Annotated in this window: 14 protein-coding genes; 5 read left to right on the forward strand and 9 right to left on the reverse strand. The window is 70.4% G+C overall.

Features of this window, described 5'->3' with window-relative positions; all coding sequences use genetic code 11:
* Positions 1–10: 10 nt before the first annotated feature.
* The 5 genes from ptsP to AB0J46_RS03250 all read right to left on the reverse strand — a co-directional run bounded on the left by ptsP (position 11) and on the right by AB0J46_RS03250 (position 3,895).
* Positions 11–1,675, reverse strand: a complete 1,665-nt coding sequence (ptsP, locus tag AB0J46_RS03230) for a phosphoenolpyruvate--protein phosphotransferase (protein WP_364325711.1) — start codon at positions 1,673–1,675, stop codon at positions 11–13.
* Positions 1,672–1,935: an HPr family phosphocarrier protein gene (locus AB0J46_RS03235; protein ID WP_352321677.1), complete on the reverse strand. Its 264-nt coding sequence runs from the start codon at positions 1,933–1,935 to the stop codon at positions 1,672–1,674. The genes ptsP and AB0J46_RS03235 overlap by 4 nt, the downstream gene beginning before the upstream one ends.
* Positions 1,936–2,115: 180 nt before the next feature.
* Positions 2,116–2,562, reverse strand: a complete 447-nt coding sequence (locus AB0J46_RS03240; protein WP_364325714.1) for a PTS glucose transporter subunit IIA — start codon at positions 2,560–2,562, stop codon at positions 2,116–2,118.
* A 10-nt stretch (positions 2,563–2,572) separates the two neighbouring features.
* A complete protein-coding gene (locus AB0J46_RS03245; protein WP_352349299.1) occupies positions 2,573–2,809 on the reverse strand; it encodes a PTS glucose/sucrose transporter subunit IIB in 237 nt (78 codons plus the stop codon).
* Positions 2,810–2,860: 51 nt separating this feature from the next.
* Positions 2,861–3,895, reverse strand: a complete 1,035-nt coding sequence (locus AB0J46_RS03250) for an SIS domain-containing protein (RefSeq protein ID WP_364325717.1) — start codon at positions 3,893–3,895, stop codon at positions 2,861–2,863.
* Between the two features lie 177 nt (positions 3,896–4,072).
* Between AB0J46_RS03250 and AB0J46_RS03255 the strand changes: the two genes are divergently transcribed.
* The 3 genes from AB0J46_RS03255 (at position 4,073) to AB0J46_RS03265 (ending at position 7,553) form a co-directional block, all read left to right on the forward strand.
* Positions 4,073–4,813: a GntR family transcriptional regulator gene (locus tag AB0J46_RS03255; protein ID WP_357703032.1), complete on the forward strand. Its 741-nt coding sequence runs from the start codon at positions 4,073–4,075 to the stop codon at positions 4,811–4,813.
* Positions 4,814–4,882: 69 nt separating this feature from the next.
* Positions 4,883–6,199 carry a PTS transporter subunit EIIC gene (locus AB0J46_RS03260; RefSeq protein ID WP_358282778.1) on the forward strand — a complete coding sequence of 439 codons (1,317 nt, stop codon included), beginning with the start codon at positions 4,883–4,885 and terminating at the stop codon, positions 6,197–6,199.
* 79 nt (positions 6,200–6,278) lie between these two features.
* Positions 6,279–7,553: a PTS transporter subunit EIIC gene (locus AB0J46_RS03265; RefSeq protein WP_364325722.1), complete on the forward strand. Its 1,275-nt coding sequence runs from the start codon at positions 6,279–6,281 to the stop codon at positions 7,551–7,553.
* Positions 7,554–7,636: 83 nt separating this feature from the next.
* Here the strand turns inward: AB0J46_RS03265 and secA are convergent, their stop codons facing one another.
* On the reverse strand, positions 7,637–10,426 hold the full coding sequence (gene secA / locus AB0J46_RS03270; RefSeq protein ID WP_364325725.1) for a preprotein translocase subunit SecA: 2,790 nt from the start codon (positions 10,424–10,426) through the stop codon (positions 7,637–7,639).
* A gap of 225 nt (positions 10,427–10,651) precedes the next feature.
* On the opposite strand from secA, the gene AB0J46_RS03275 reads away from it, so the two are divergent.
* Both AB0J46_RS03275 and AB0J46_RS03280 read left to right on the forward strand, forming a co-directional pair.
* The gene (locus tag AB0J46_RS03275) at positions 10,652–10,912 is read left to right on the forward strand and encodes an HGxxPAAW family protein (RefSeq protein WP_357970282.1); all 261 of its coding nucleotides are present in this window, start codon (positions 10,652–10,654) and stop codon (positions 10,910–10,912) included.
* A gap of 270 nt (positions 10,913–11,182) precedes the next feature.
* Positions 11,183–12,376, forward strand: coding sequence for a crosslink repair DNA glycosylase YcaQ family protein (locus tag AB0J46_RS03280; protein ID WP_364325729.1), 1,194 nt, complete (start codon positions 11,183–11,185; stop codon positions 12,374–12,376).
* Positions 12,377–12,514: 138 nt separating this feature from the next.
* Here AB0J46_RS03280 and AB0J46_RS03285 read toward each other — a convergent pair whose 3' ends face one another.
* The 3 genes from AB0J46_RS03285 to AB0J46_RS03295 form a co-directional block, all read right to left on the reverse strand.
* Positions 12,515–13,213 carry a response regulator transcription factor gene (locus AB0J46_RS03285; protein ID WP_352326269.1) on the reverse strand — a complete coding sequence of 233 codons (699 nt, stop codon included), beginning with the start codon at positions 13,211–13,213 and terminating at the stop codon, positions 12,515–12,517.
* 264 nt (positions 13,214–13,477) lie between these two features.
* Complete coding sequence (gene raiA / locus AB0J46_RS03290; RefSeq protein WP_358282772.1) at positions 13,478–14,143, reverse strand: ribosome-associated translation inhibitor RaiA; 666 nt, start codon at positions 14,141–14,143, stop codon at positions 13,478–13,480.
* Between the two features lie 627 nt (positions 14,144–14,770).
* On the reverse strand, positions 14,771–15,370 hold the full coding sequence (locus AB0J46_RS03295; RefSeq protein WP_364325733.1) for a ComF family protein: 600 nt from the start codon (positions 15,368–15,370) through the stop codon (positions 14,771–14,773).
* Between the last annotated feature and the right edge of the window lie 214 nt (positions 15,371–15,584).

Here is a 15,584-nt window from a genome sequence, read left to right on the forward strand (position 1 = left end):
AACGGCCCGTTCACACCCCCAGCGCCGCGAGCCCCGGCAGGTGGGTGCGCGCGACCGCGCGCGCGTTCGCCGCCGTGACCTGGGCCCGCGCGGTGCGCGCCGCCATCCTGCACTGCTCCAGCGTGTGCGCGGCCAGCGCCGCCCGCACGGCGCCCAGCGCCGCCGCCCCCATCGACAGCGTGGTCGCCCCCAGCCCGACCAGCACGCACGCCAGAGCCGGATCGGCGGCCGCCTCACCGCAGATGCCGACCGGCTTGCCATGGCCGCAGGACATGGCGATCAGATCGAGCAGCGCCGGCTGCCACGGGTCCTGGAGCCCGCTCACCGTGCCGAGCTGGCGGTCGGCGGCGAAGGCGTACTGGGCCAGGTCGTTGGTGCCGAGCGAGACGAAGTCCACCACCCCGGCCAGCTGCCCGGCCCGCAGCGCCGCCGACGGGATCTCGATCATGACGCCCACCTTGGACAGCCCGCGCGCGCGGCAGGCGTCGGCGAACCATCTGGCCTCCTCGGCCGTGGCCACCATGGGCGCCATCACCAGCAGCTCGGCCGGCGCGTGCTCGGCCGCCGCCGCCAGCGCGCGCAACTGCGCGTCCATCACCTCGGGAAAGCGCCTGAACAGGCGCAGCCCGCGCTCCCCCAGCGCCGGGTTCGGCTCGGCGGGGGCGGGCAGGAACCGCAGCGGCTTGTCGGCGCCCGCGTCGAGCGTGCGCACGACCACGGTGGCGCCGGGCACGGCCTCCAGCGCCGCCCGGTAGGCCCGTCGCTGCTCCTCGACGGCGGGGGCCTCGGCCCGGTCGAGGAAGAGGAACTCGGTCCGGTAGAGCCCGACGCCCTCCGCCCCCGCGGCCAGCGCCTCCGCCAGCTCGGCGGGGCCGGCGACGTTGGCCAGCAGCGGCACCGCGTGCCCGTCGGCGGTCCGGCCCGGTCCCTTGGCCGCCCCGATCGCCGCCTGCTTCGCCGCCGCCGCGTCCCGCGCGCCGGCCACGTGGTCGTCGGACGGCTCCAGGCTCACCTCGCCCGTCGTGCCGTCCACCAGGACGGGGACGCCGGCGGGGATGCCGGTCGCCCCCGGGCAGGCGACCACGGCGGGCACGCCCATCGCCCTGGCCATGATCGCGGTGTGGCTCGTGGGGCCGCCCTGCTCGGTGACGAACCCGGCCACGTCCCGCCTGGACAGCAGAGCCGTGTCGGCGGGCGCCAGGTCGGTCGCGACCAGCACGTACGGCACCTCGGGGGCGGCCGGCAGCCCCGGCATCGGGTGCCCGGTCAGCAGGGCGATCACCCGGTCCCTGATGTCGTCGAGGTCGGCGGCCCGCTCGCCCAGGTAGCCGCCGGCCCCGCTGAGCACGTCCCGGTACTTCGTGAACGCCTCGAAGACCGCCCGGGGAGCGGCGAGGCCCCGGTCGATGAGGGTCCTGACCTTCACCACCAGACCGGGGTCCTCGGCCATCAGCGCCTGGGCCTTGAGGATCTCCTCGGCCTCGCCGCCCGCCTGGTTGCCGCGGGCCTCAAGCTCGCCCGCGACCTGTGAGAGCGCGGCCGTGGCCCGCTCCTTCTCCTGTTCCGCCTCACCGGTGTAGGTGCAGCCCTCGGGGGGTTCGGGCACAGAGGCGGTCAGAACGTACGCGGGGCCGTGCCCGATTCCCGGGCTGACCCCAACCCCCCGCAGGTTCATGGCGCTCCGGCGATCGTGGCCAGTTCGTCCAGGATCTCCTCGGAGCCGTCGCCCTCCGCCGTGATCACGACGGTCTCGCCCTGCCGGACGTCGAGCGCCATGATGGCGAGGATGCTCTTGCCGTTGACCGGGGCGCCGCCGCCGCTGGCCTTGGCGACGCTGATGTCCATCGGGGCCAGCTGGGCCCGTTTCACGAACGTCGCCGCGGGACGGGCGTGCAGACCCACCTCCGCCGCGACCGTGACCTTGCGCTCACCCATGAGCCTCTCCTCCTGTACCCGGTCCAGACCAGCTGGACCCTTGCGTGAATGGCGGCCGGCCGCTCGCGGTCGGGCCGGGCGCCGGCATGGCTGGGGGCACGCCTATTGTGACGTCTTCTGCCGGTACGACCGTGCCGCTGGGGCGTCGCACGCCGGTCTCGGGGACCGCGCCGACGGTGTCTACGTCCATGTGAACAGCTCGTCCCCCACGTGCACCGCCCCCTGGACGACGCCGGTCACCGACTCCGAGAGGGCGTCCAGGGCCACGACGGGGCAGACCGGGGACCGTCCGCCTGCCTCGACGACGGACGGGTCCCACGCCACCACGGGCTGCCCCGCGCTGACCCTGTCGCCCTCGGCCGCCAGCAGCTGGAACCCCTTCCCCTTGAGCTGCACCGTGTCGATGCCCAGGTGCACCAGCACGCCCCTGCCGTCGTCCCCCACGATGACGTAGGCATGCGGATGCAGTTTCATGATTTTTCCCGCTATGGGGGCTACGGCCTTGCCGGGCCCCCGCAGCGGGTCGATCGCCGTTCCCGGTCCCACCATGCCCGCGGAGAAAACCGGATCGGGCACGGCGGCCAACCCCACAGCCGCCCCCTCGACCGGGGCGAGAACAGTCGTCATGGTCTCGCCCTTAGCCGATGATGTCCTCGATGTCGCTGGCGATCGTGTCCGCCTCGGGCCCCACGACGACCTGGACCACGTTCCCCGCGGCCATCACGCCGTGCGCCCCCGCCGCCTTGAGGGCGGCCTGGTCGACCTTGGACGCGTCGTGCACTTCGGTGCGCAACCGGGTGATGCAGGGCTCGATCTCGATGATGTTGTCGGCACCGCCGAGACCGGCGATGATCGCATTCACATCCGCCGCCATCCGGTCCTCCCTCGTTCCAACTCCGTGACCAGGCTAAACGAGGTGCCTCGCTCAGTCCGTCTGCGTGACCTTGTTGAGGCCGCGCGGCGAGTCGGGGTCGATGCCGAGGCGCCGGGCCAGCGCTTCGGTGAGGAGCTGGCCGGGGATGATCAGGCCCATCGGCGCCACCCATTCGGGCAGGTCGGGGCCGTTCAGCGCGGCCGTGCCGGCCTGCGCGAGCGCGTCGCCGCCACCGATCGTGTACGCCGCCGCGCCCGCCGCCACGACCCGCTCGGCCAGGGCCACCGTGCCGGACAGCGTGGGGCTGTTCTCGGCGGCCACCAGCAGCGCCGGGGTGTCGGCGTCGACCACGGCGATCGGGCCGTGCAGCAGGTCGGCGTAGGACAGGCCCATGGCGTGCAGGTAGCAGGCCTCCTTGAGCTTGAGCGCGGTCTCCAGGGCCGTGGAGAAGGCGAGCCCGCGTCCGGACACCACCACGCCCGGCTTGTCCAGCAGCCCCTCGACGACCGCGTCCAGGTCGCCCGGCTCGGCGATCAGCTTCTCCACCGCGTCGGGCACCCGCCGCAGGTCCTCGGCGTTCACGTCGGCGCCCAGGCCCAGCGCGAGCACGGCCAGCGCGGCAAGCTGCGTGGTGTAGGTCTTGGTCGCCGGGACGGCCTTCTCCTCGCCGGCCATCGTGCACAGCGCGACGTCGGCCGCCTGGGCGAGCGGGCTGTCCTCGCCGCCGTTGGTGATGCCGACCGTCTTCGCGCCGCAGTCCTTGGCCCAGGCCAGGGTCTCGACGATCTCCTCCGTCCGGCCCGACTGGGAGATCGCGACGGCCAGCACGCCGTCGAGGTCGAGCTTGCGCCGGTAGGTCGTCGCGATGGACGGCGCCGCCAGCGCGCCCATCCGGCCCGCGTGGGACTCGACCAGGTAGCGGCCGTAGACTGCGGCGTTGTCGGAGGTTCCACGCGCGATGAACAGCAGCTGGCGAGTCTGCTCGCCCACCGCCTTCACCTCGCCCACCCTGGGGAGCAGGGCGTCGAGCGTGGCCCGCAGCGCTTCCGGCTGCTCGGCGATCTCACTGCGCATCTTGGTGGTCATCCTGAGCTCATCCCTCGATTCATCCGGTATCGGACTTGACCGTCTTTCGCGACATGTGGTCTAGTCCGGACTAGACCAGTACGAACCATAGCCCATGACCACCAAACAAGAAATCTGCCCATAGACTGCCGCACCACCAGATCCAGATTTCTTCTTTGCCGATCGAGGGGAGGATCCGTGGCGCACATCGATCCGGATAGCCCGGTGCCCAAGTACTTCCAGCTTCGCGAGATCCTGCTGGACCTCATTGACAGCAACGAGCTCAGCATCGGCGCGGCCATCCCGTCCGAGCGGGAGCTCTGCCAGCGGTTCGGCCTGTCCAGGATGACCGTGCGGCAGGCCGTCGACCACCTGGTCTCCGAGGGCCGCCTGCACCGCGTGCCGGGCAAGGGCACGTTCGTGGCCAGGCCCAAGATCGAGCTGGCGTTGCAGCTCACGTCGTTCACCGACGACATGAGGGCGCGCGGGATGATCCCGGGCTCGCGCGACCTCGACCGCCGCATCGTGCGGGCCAGCGCCCACCTGGCCAAGGAGCTGGGGATCCAGCCGGGTGAGGAAGTGCACTTCATCGAACGTCTGCGTACGGCCGACGGCGAGCCGCTGTCCATCGAACGGGCGCACATCCCGGTCAAGCTCGCCCCCGACCTGGCCGATTACGACCTGTCGGACAAATCGCTGTACGAGCTGCTGGAGAGCCGCTACGGGCTGGTCATGGACGCCGGCGAGCTCACCATCGACGGCGGCATCGCCGACCCGAGCGACGCCGACCTGCTGAAGCTGCCGCGCGGCGGCGCCGTGCTGCTGCTCCAGCGCAGGTCCTTCTCCGGCGGCGTCTGCGCGGAGCTCGGCGTGTCCACCTACCGCGCTGACCGCTATCAGCTGCGGACCATCCTCGAAATGCCCGTTAGACGGGGCTAGGGCCACTCCGCCGGGCCCGGACGGCCTGCCCGGCGGACGCCTGACTCCCACCCCCCGGAGGAACGCCCGGTGAACGAGACCACCGCCGCCGCCCGGCCTTCGCCGTTCGCACGCGTGATGAACGTGCTCCAGCGGCTGGGCCGCTCGCTGATGCTGCCCATCGCGGCCCTGCCCGCGGCCGCGCTGCTCTTCCGGTTCGGGCAGCCCGACATGCTGGGCTCCAACGGCCCGGCCCCCGGCGGCCTGGCCGACGTGCCCGGGTTCGCGTGGATGAGCCAGGTCGCCGAGGTGCTGGCCGCGGCCGGGGACGCGCTGTTCCAGAACCTGCCGCTGCTGTTCGCGGTGGGCGTGGCCATCGGCTTCGCCCGCAAGGCCGACGGCACCACGGCGCTCGCGGCCGTCGTCGGCTACCTGGTGTTCGACCGGGTGACCAAGGTGATGTTCTTCGGCTCCGACATCCGCGACACCGTGGCCATCCGCCAGGTCCAGGACCAGGGCATCAAAGAGGTCATCAACTACGGCATGCAGAACCCCACCAAGGTGCTCGGCGGCATCGTGATGGGCCTGGTCACCGCGCTGCTGTGGCAGCGCTTCCACCGCATCAAGCTGCCGCCGTGGCTGGCCTTCTTCGGCGGACGCCGGTTCGTGCCGATCATCACCTCCATCGTCGCGCTGCTCCTCGGCGTGCTGTTCGGCTGGCTCTGGCCGGTCCTCGGCGAGTGGATCCGGCATGCCGGCGAGGCCCTGGCCGCCATCGGCCCGATCGGCACCGGCATCTACGGCCTGATCAACCGCCTGCTCATCCCGCTCGGCCTGCACCACTTCGTGAACTCGGTCGTCTGGTACGTCGTGCCGCAGTGCGAGGTGGGCGGTCACGTGCTGGGCGGCGACTGGAACTGCTACTTCGGCGGCGCCCCGCACTCCGGCCAGTTCATGGCCGGCTTCTTCCCCGTCATGATGTTCGCCCTGCCCGCCGCCGCCCTGGCCATGTGGCGGGCCGCGCCCCCGCACCGCCGGGCCACGGTGGGCGGCATCATGCTCTCGGCCGGGCTGGCCTCGTTCGTCACCGGCATCACCGAGCCGATCGAGTTCGCGTTCATCTTCGTCGCGCCCGCGCTGCTGGTCGCGCACGCCGTCCTGACCGGCCTGGCGATGGCGCTCACCACGCTCATCGGCGGGCAGCTCGGCTTCGGCTTCTCCGCGGGCCTGCTCGACATGCTGCTGAACGCCAGCAAGTCCAACACCCAGAACCTGCCCGGCATCCTGCTGCTCGGCCTGATCTACGGCGTCGTGTACTACGTCGTGTTCACCTTCCTCATCCGCAGGTTCGACATCATGACGCCGGGCCGGGAACCCGAGCCCGACCTCGACTCCGGCGAGACCTAGCGGCCGTTTTCCGCCACGCCCGCCGTGGTAGGAACCTGGCATTCCCCCGCTGACGGACCACCGAGCGGGGGTGAGGACCATGGGCGCGTCGCCCTGGTCGGCGACGTTCGCGGTGCTGCAACGTATCGGCCGCTCGCTCATGATGCCCATCGCCGTGCTGCCCGCCGCCGGCCTGCTCTTCCGCTTCGGCCAGGACGACCTGCTCGGCAAGGACGGTCTCGGCGCCCTCCTGCCCTGGATGCTGCCCGTCGCCAACGTCCTGGCCGCGGCCGGCGGCGCCCTGTTCGACAACCTGCCCGTCCTGTTCGCGATCGGCGTCGCCATCGGGTTCGCGCGCAAGTCCGACGGCTCCACCGCCCTCGCCGCCCTGGTCGGCTACCTGGTGTTCGACCGCGTCAGCCGCACGCTCTTCTACGACGCGGGCCACGGCGCGGTCTACGACAAGGTCGTCGTCACCACACCGCAGGGGCCGATGCTCAACCTGGGGGCCCAGAACCCCACCGGCGTGCTCGGCGGCATCGTCATCGGCATCACCGCGGCGCTGCTCTGGCAGCGCTTCTACCGGCTGAAGCCGCCCCCGTGGCTGGCCTTCTTCGGCGGACGCCGCTCGGTCCCGATCATCACCGCCGTCGCCGCCCTGCTGCTCGGCGTGGTGTTCGGGCTGGCCTGGCGGCCGGTGGGCGACTGGCTGTCCGGCGTGGGCGACTGGCTCTCGGCCCACGGCACCGTGGGCACCGGCATCTACGGCGTGGCCAACCGCCTGCTGATCCCCGTCGGCCTGCACCACTTCCTCAACACCATCGTCTGGTTCACCCTGCCCGAGTGCCGCGCCGGCGTGAACGGCGCCACCCGGGACGCCGCCGGCGACCTGAACTGCTACTTCGCCGGCGAGCAGGGCGCCGGCATCTTCATGACCGGCTTCTTCCCCGTCATGATGTTCGGGCTGCTCGGGGCCGCCATCGCCATGTGGCGGGCGGCCCCGCCGGAGCGCCGCAAGTCCGTGGGCGGCATCATGTTGTCGGCCGGGCTGACGGCGTTCATCACCGGCATAACCGAGCCGCTGGAATTCGCCTTCATTTTCGTCGCGCCGGTGCTTTTCGTGGTGCACGCCCTGCTGACCGGGCTGTCGATGGCCCTGATGGCGGAATTGGGCGCGCGGCTCGGCTTCACCTTCTCCGGCGGCGCCATTGACATGCTGCTGAACGCCAGCAAATCGAACACCCACCGGCTCGGGCTGATCATCGGCTTCGGGCTGCTGTATTTCGTTCTCTATTATCTGATCTTCGCGTTCCTGATCCGCCGCCTGAACATCCCCACCCCCGGCCACGAACCCCCCGCCCCGCCGGCCCCCTAGCCGCCCCGCGCACGAACGACGAAGCCCCCGCCCTCCCTGCTCGCGCAGGGGGACGGGGGCCCGTTCAGGGCCGCCTCAGCGGGTCAGACGGCGTTCTTCGGGTCGCCGTGGCAGCGCTTGTACTTCTTGCCCGACCCGCAGGGGCAGGGCGCGTTGCGCTCGACGTTCCCGTACGCGGCCCGCTCGGCCGACGTGGTGCGCACCCGCGTGTGCTCGACGTCGCCCTGCTCGCCGGGGGCGGAGTACTCGAGCTCGGCCGGGCGCTGCGGCGCGCGCAGGGCGGTGGAGATGATCGACCGCGTCTCGGTGACCGCGGCGTCCTCCTCCTCGACGATCGGGTTCTCCTGCACCTCGACCTCGAGGTTGAACAGGAAGCCGACGGAGTCCTCCTTGATGCCCTCCAGCATCGCGGAGAACATCTCGAAGCCCTCGCGCTGGTACTCGATCTGCGGGTCCTTCTGCGCGTAGGCCCGCATGCCGATGCCCTCGCGCAGGTAGTCCATCTCGTAGAGGTGCTCGCGCCACTTGCGGTCGAGCACCGACAGGATGACCTGACGCTCGAAGTTGCGCGTGGCCTCCGCCCCGAGCTGCTCCTCGCGCCTGGCGTACGCCTCCAGGGCGTCGGCCTTGATCTTCTCGGAGATGAACTCGGCGGTCAGCTCCTCGCGGCTGCCGGCCTCCTCGACGAGGTTGTCGATGGTGACCGTGACCGGGTAGAGCTCGCCGAACGCCTTCCACAGCCGGTCGAGGTCCCACTCCTCGGCGAAGCCCTCGGAGGTGGCGCCCGCGACGTAGCCGTCGATCACGTCGCCGATGAAGCCGCGCACCTGGTCGTGCAGGTCGGCGCCCTCCAGCACGCGGCGGCGCTCGGAGTAGATCACCTTGCGCTGCCGGTTCATGACCTCGTCGTACTTCAGAACTTCCTTGCGGATCTCGAAGTTCTGCTGCTCGACCTGGTGCTGGGCGGAGGCGATGGCCTTGGAGACGATGCCCGACTCGATCGGCTGGTCGTCGGGGATGCTCAGCCTGTTCATGATCAGCTCGACCCTGGCCGCGTTGAACAGGCGCATGAGGTCGTCGCCGAGCGAGAGGTAGAAGCGCGACTCGCCGGGGTCGCCCTGACGGCCGGAACGGCCGCGGAGCTGGTTGTCGATGCGGCGCGACTCGTGCCGCTCGGTGCCGAGGACGTAGAGGCCGCCGAGCTGGGTGACCTCGTCGTGCTCGGCCTTGACGGCCGCCCTGGCCTTCTCCAGCGCCTCGGGGTAGGCCTTCTCGTACTCCTCCGGCGTGTCGACCGGGTCGAGGCCGCGCTGGCGCAGTTCGAGGTCGGCGCGGAACTCGGAGTTGCCGCCGAGCATGATGTCGGTGCCTCGACCGGCCATGTTCGTGGCGACGGTGACGGCGCCCTTGCGGCCCGCCTCGGCGATGATCGACGCCTCACGCGCGTGGTTCTTCGCGTTGAGCACCTCGTGCGGCACGCCGCGCCGCTTGAGCGCCTTGGACAGCCGCTCGGACTTCTCCACCGACGTGGTGCCCACGAGGACCGGCTGACCGGCCTCGTAACGCTCCTTGATGTCCTCGACGACCGCGTTGAACTTGGCGTCCTCGGTCTTGTAGACGACGTCCGGCTGGTCCTTGCGGACCATCGGCCGGTTGGTCGGGATCGGGACGACGCCCAGCTTGTACGTCTGGTGGAACTCGTTGGCCTCGGTGGCGGCCGTGCCGGTCATGCCGGACAGCTTGGCGTAGAGGCGGAAGTAGTTCTGGAGGGTGACCGTGGCGAGAGTCTGGTTCTCGTCCTTGATCTTCACACCTTCCTTGGCCTCGATGGCCTGGTGCATGCCCTCGTTGTAGCGCCGGCCGTGCAGCACGCGGCCGGTGAACTCGTCGACGATGAGCACCTCGCCGTCGGCGACGATGTAGTCCTTGTCCTTCTTGAACAGCTCTTTCGCCTTGAGCGCGTTGTTCAGGAAGCCGACCAGGTGGGTGTGCTCGGGCTTGTAGAGGTTGTCGATGCCGAGCCAGTCCTCGACCTTCTCGACGCCGGCCTCCAGGACGCCGACCGTGCGCTTCTTCTCGTCGACGATGTAGTCGCCGGTGCTCTCCTCGCCCGGGTTCTTCGCCTCGACGCCCTTGCGCAGCCGCGGAACGATCTTGGCGAACTCGCTGTACCACTTGCCCGACTGCTCGCCGGGGCCGGAGATGATCAGCGGCGTGCGGGCCTCGTCGATGAGGATCGAGTCGACCTCGTCGACGACCGCGAAGTTGTGGCCGCGCTGGACGCACTCCTCCAGCGACCACGCCATGTTGTCGCGCAGGTAGTCGAAGCCGAACTCGTTGTTGGTGCCGTACGTGATGTCGGCCTCGTACTGCTTGCGACGCTCGTCGGGCGCCTGCCCGGACACGATGCAGCCGACCTCCAGCCCGAGGAAGCGGTGCACGCGGCCCATGGTCTCGGCGTCGCGCTTGGCCAGGTAGTCGTTGACCGTGACCACGTGGACGCCCTTGCCGGACAGGGCGTTGAGATAGGCGGGCAACGTACAGGTCAGGGTCTTGCCCTCACCGGTGCGCATCTCGGAGATGTTGCCCAGGTGGAGGTTGGCGCCGCCCATGATCTGCACGTCGAAGTGCCGCTGGCCGAGCACGCGGCGGGCCGCCTCGCGGACGGTCGCGAACGCCTCGGGAAGCAGGTCGTCGAGGCTCTCGCCGTCGGCGTAACGCTGCTTGAACTCGTCGGTCAGCGCGCGCAACTCCGCGTCGGACAGGCTCGTGAAGTCGTCCTCGATGGAGTTGACCTGATCGGCGATCCGCTTGAGCTTGCGCAGAGTCTTGCCTTCGCCGGCACGTAGGATCTTGTCGAGAATGGCTGCCACTTTATGTAAAGCTCCTCGCAGGTCTACCCCGGCGGCGCCGCCAGGAGGAGAGGCCGAGACAAACTTCCCCGGTTGCCATCGTAGGCGGTTCCGCAACCAGACACAGCCACCGTGACGACGAGGGCGCCGGACACGTCTGGGAGAATGGGGCCAAGGCAGAGGGTATGCCGGTTGAGCGCCGGTTCGCACCAATAGCGGGATATCCGGCAAAGGAAGGATTTAGTCATGGTTGAGGGGAAGAAGTCCGAGCACACGGAGAATCTCGGCAACCACGGCGGGCGCGCCTCCTCGTGGCTGGCCGTGACTGTCATGGTGGTGGGCACCATCGTGGCCGGCTTCGGGCTGACGGCCGACAACTGGACGCTGGTCTGGGTCGGCGCCGGCGTGTTCGTCGTCGGCGGCATCCTCGCCCTCGTCTTCGACATCTTCACGGACGTGGTGATCGACGCGCCGCGCGTCGGCATGCGCGCCGAAGACCACCGCTGACCCACCCGGCACACGGCGGGCCCCGACGAACCGGGCGCCCGCCGTTCCCATGCCCGGCCCCTCCTGGACTCTTTGTTCTCGGCATCCAATTCCCCAACCCCAGCACATCGGCGTGTCGCCCCCACCCGGCCCCGCCCCTCCCACCCCTCGCCCGGCGCGTCTTTCCCGGCCGGGGCGTGCCGGGGAGCGGGCCGATTCTGTCGGTGGGCGCCGCTAAATTCCTCCCATGGATAGCCCTACCGTCCCCCAAAGCCTCGCGGGGTTCGCCGCATGACGAACGTGACCGACCTGACCGCCGACGAGGCGCGCCGGGTCATCCTGCGCGCCCAGGGGCTCATCGGCGCCGACGCGCGCAAGGGCGGGGTGCGCGGCATGCTTCGCCGGCTCGGCGCCGTACAGCTCGACACGATCTCCGTCCTGGCCCGCTCCCACGAGCTGGTCGCCTACGCGCGCCTGGGCGCGGTGGGCAGGCCCACGGTCGAGCGCGCCTACTGGCACGATCCCGCCCAGAGCTTCGAGTACTGGTGTCACGCAGCCTGCATCCTGCCCATCGAGCACTGGCCGCTCTACGCCTTCCGGCGCCGCGCCTACCGCGACCGGCGCTACCGCTGGCACGAGGTGCCCGACAGCGTCGACAAGCTGCTGCAGCAGGTGCGCGACTCGGGCCCGCTCACGACGTCCGACGTCGGCGGCGCCAAGAACGGCGGCCCGTGGTGGGACTGGTCCGACTCCAAGATCGGGCTGGAGTGGCTGCTCGACATCGGTGAGATCACCTGCGTGCGCCGCGTCGGCTGGCGCCGCGTCTACGACCTCACCGAGCGCGTGGTGCCCGCCGACCTGCTGGCCGACGACCTGCCTGACGAGGAGTGCGTCGTCCTGCTGGCCGCCATCGCGGGCCGGTCGCTCGGGGTGGCCAACCGTACCGACCTGCTCGATTTCCTGCGGCTCAAGGGCAAGTACGCGGCGATGCTCGACCAGGCCCTGCTCAGCGGCGCCGCCGGGCTGGTGCCGGTCAAGGTGGCGGGCTGGCCGGCCAAGAAGGGCCAGGCCAACGCGTGGGCCGATCCGCAGGCGCTGGAGTCCGAGCCGCGCGGCCGCCACCGCACGACGCTGCTGTCGCCGTTCGACTCCCTGATCTGGCACCGCGGCCGCACCGAGCGCGTCTTCGGCTTCAAGTACCAGCTTGAGCTCTACGTGCCCAAGGAGAAGCGGGTCCACGGCTACTTCACGATGCCGGTGCTGGCCGGGGGCCGCCTGATCGGCCGGGTCGACCCGGCTCGTGAGGGCACCACCCTGGTCGCCCGTCAGGTCCACCTGGAGCCCGGCCTGTCCCCGGCCAAGTGGGCCGACGCCTTCCGCGACGCCCTGTGGTCGGCCGCCGATTGGGTGGGCTGCGACGCCGTCCGCGTCGAACGCACCGATCCTCCGGAGCTCGCCCACCTCCTGACCGCGCCCCGGCCGTAGCTCATCAGCGGGCCGGCACTCCGGCCGCGCCCGCCCCTGTCACGTGATCACGCGATCGGCAGCGCTCTGACGAGCCCGCGCCGGCGTCACGTCATCAGGGGGCGCGGCCGGCGGCCTCCGCACGGGACCGCGCCAGGGTCAGGTGATCTCCAGCATGCGTTCGCGTACCGCGTAGACCACCGCTTCCATCCGCGAGTGCAGCTGAAGCTTGTCGAGGATGTTGCGGACGTGGTTCTTCACCGTGTTCTCGGAGATGAACAGCTGCTTGGCGATCTCGCGGTTGTTCATGCCCTTGGCGACCAGGCGCAGGACCTCCATCTCGCGGTCGGTCAGCCGGGGGACGGGGAGCTGCGGCGGGCGTTCGGCCTCCTTGCGGCTCATGTTCGCGAACTCGCTGATGAGCTTGGCGGCCATCGCCGGGTTGATTAAGGACTGGCCCTCGTGCACGCCCCGCACCGCGGCGGGCACGTCGTTGATCTGCACGTCCTTCAGCAGGTAACCGGTGGCGCCGGCCTTGATGGCCTCGAAGAGGTCCTCCTCCTCGTCGCTCACCGTCAGCATGATGATGCGGGTGCTCGGGACGGACGCCCTGATGCTCTTGGTCGCCTCGATCCCGTCCTGCCGGGGCATGCGCACGTCCATCAGCGCGACGTCGGGCATGAGGCGATCGGCCAGTTCGACCGCCTCCTGCCCGTCGCTCGCCTCACCGACCACCTCGATGTCGGGCTCCGCGGCCAGCGTCAACGCCAGGCTTCGCCGGATCAGCTCGTGATCGTCAACGATCAGCACGCGGATCGGCTCGCTGTCTGCCGTGCGGACCTCGCCGGACTCGGTCACGAGCCCTCCTCGGTCCGACTTGCGCCTGCCTTGCTCACGGGGAACCTGCTCATCGGACGGCCGCTCCGCTGTCACGCCCGGTCGGGGCCGTAGCGGCGGTCCGCATGGCGGTTGTCCCGTCAGTACCCTCGCTTCGCTCGCTCATCTGAACCTGACTGAGCTCGCTCACGTCTCCTCCTCGTCGGGGGGCCAGAGCCGTCGGACCGCCATGATGGCACGTATGGCACGGTCCTCGGGTGGTCGAGAAGATCTTCCGGTGTGCGATCAGGGCTCTACGAGCCGCAACACGCCGTAGTTGTACCCGCGCCGGTTGTAGACCACGCTCGGCAGGCCGCTCTCCTTGTCACGGAACAGGTAGAAGTCGTGCCCGACCAGTTCCATCTCGAGCATGGCCTGGTCGATGGTCATGGGTTCCGCTCTGTGGAACTTCTCCCGCACGACGAGCGGGCCGTCGCCGTCCATCTCGATCGGGACGATGTCGTCGTCGAGCTTGTCCTCCTGCACCGGCAGGTCCTCGTAGGACTCGGCCGGCTCGGGGACGGGCTTGGCTCCCCGGGACGGCGGGCCGGCGACATCAGGGAGCGTCGCGGTGAGCTCCGCCACCGAGGGCGGGCAGTGGTTGCCGTGATGGACCTTGCGCCGGTCGGCCAGCCGGCGGAGGCGGCCTTCCAGCTTGTCGAGGGCTAGATCGAGGGCTACGAACCGGTCGTCGGCCGAGGCTTCGGCGCGGATGGCCGGGCCTTTCGAATGGATGGTGAGTTCGACGCGCTCGCGCTGGTCGGCGAGGCGAGGGTTGCGTTCTTTGGACACCTCCACATCGACTCGGATGAGTTTGTTGTCCAGACGTTCGATCCTGGCCAGCTTGGTCGTCACCTGGTCTCGGAACCGGTCACTCACTCCTGTGTGCCGACCCTTGACGATGATGTCCATGCAACAGCCCCCCTTCGTCTAACGACTGAGCAAGAGCGCCCGACGATGTGCGTACCGGACGGGGTTTCCTGTCCGCCTCTCTGTCACCGCTACCCTCTTCCGCCACGACGTCACCGGGTTCTCGGGTGGCACCCGTCCGGCCGACCTGGTCTTCGACCCCACATTCGCCTGCTGAGGATTTCGCAGCTCTGTTGCCACTACTGCCCTTCTCTTCTGGCGAGGGACATCTGGACCCTCGGGAAGGCAGGACTTACCCCTAAGCCGCACCGTGATCGGTCGACAAAGAGTCGCCTTACGTGGACCGTTTTGCCTGCGGCTGGCCTCGGCTAGCAGAGCCGGGGACACCGACTCTGCGCAACCACGGACCCGGACGGGTGCCATGTCAGAACGCTATCCGCATCCTGGGCGAATGTCAGCCGGAGGCTCGACCAAAGGATCACTTTCCGTGATTTTCCCGGTGTTCCGGACGTCCGAATGACCCCCACGCCGGCGGCCGCCAACCCCTGTGGCCACGCGGCTTCCGGTCGCCTGAGCTGTGCCACCTCTTGTTCCCGGGAAGAGACATCCCCCCTTCAAGACGTCCCCAAGAATTGGATCTTTCTTTACCGACAGTGATGCAGAGCAGTTTCAAGATCTTCGGCGTGTCGCGGCGACGGTGGCCGCCAACGGCACCCGCAGCCCGGCGGCGCGCAGTGCTCGCGCGGCTTCGGTGAGCGAGGCGCCGGTGGTCAGGACGTCGTCCAGCAGCACCGCAGACGGCGCTGGAGGGCCTTTCGCGCGCCCGGCCACACAGAGGGACCCGGCGAGGTTCGCGGCGCGCTGCGTGGAACTCAGGCCCGCCTGGTCGGCCACCCGCCGAGCCTGCCGCAGCGCCGCCCACGGCTCGGCCCGCACGCCGGACGCGACCAGATGACGGGCGACGAGCACCGCCACCCGGCCCATGGGATCGTGCCCACGGACCCGCAGCGCCCTCCTCGCGCTCGGCACCGGCACGACGGCGAACGGCCCCCGCGCCCACCCGGCCCCCGCTCCGGCCGCCGCGCCCAGCGCCGTGAGCACGGTGAACGCCAGCACCTGCGCCAGCACGCCGGCCAGCCCCACCGCCCCCCGCTCCTTGTACGCCAGGATCGCCGCGCGGGCCGCGCCCTCGTACGACGTGGCCGACCAGCACTCGGGCAGGCCGGGCGGGCCCGGCTCAGGCCCGCGCCTGGCGGGCGCGACCGCCATCCCGGCCGCGCACCCGGCGCAACACCGCGCCCCGGCACGCCCGCAGCCCACGCAGGACTGCGGCAGAAACACATCAAGCACCCCCGCCGACACGCCCCCAGCATGCCCCTCAGCACCGACAGTTCCGCGGCTCCGGAACCCGCCTCCAGCTCAGGAGGGGGCCGGGCCCCTCGCAGTCCGGGCGGAGGACCGCTCCAGGCACGACCGAACCCAG

It is taken from the genome of Nonomuraea sp. NPDC049758, from assembly GCF_040674635.1.
Taxonomy (GTDB): Bacteria; Actinomycetota; Actinomycetes; order Streptosporangiales; family Streptosporangiaceae; genus Nonomuraea.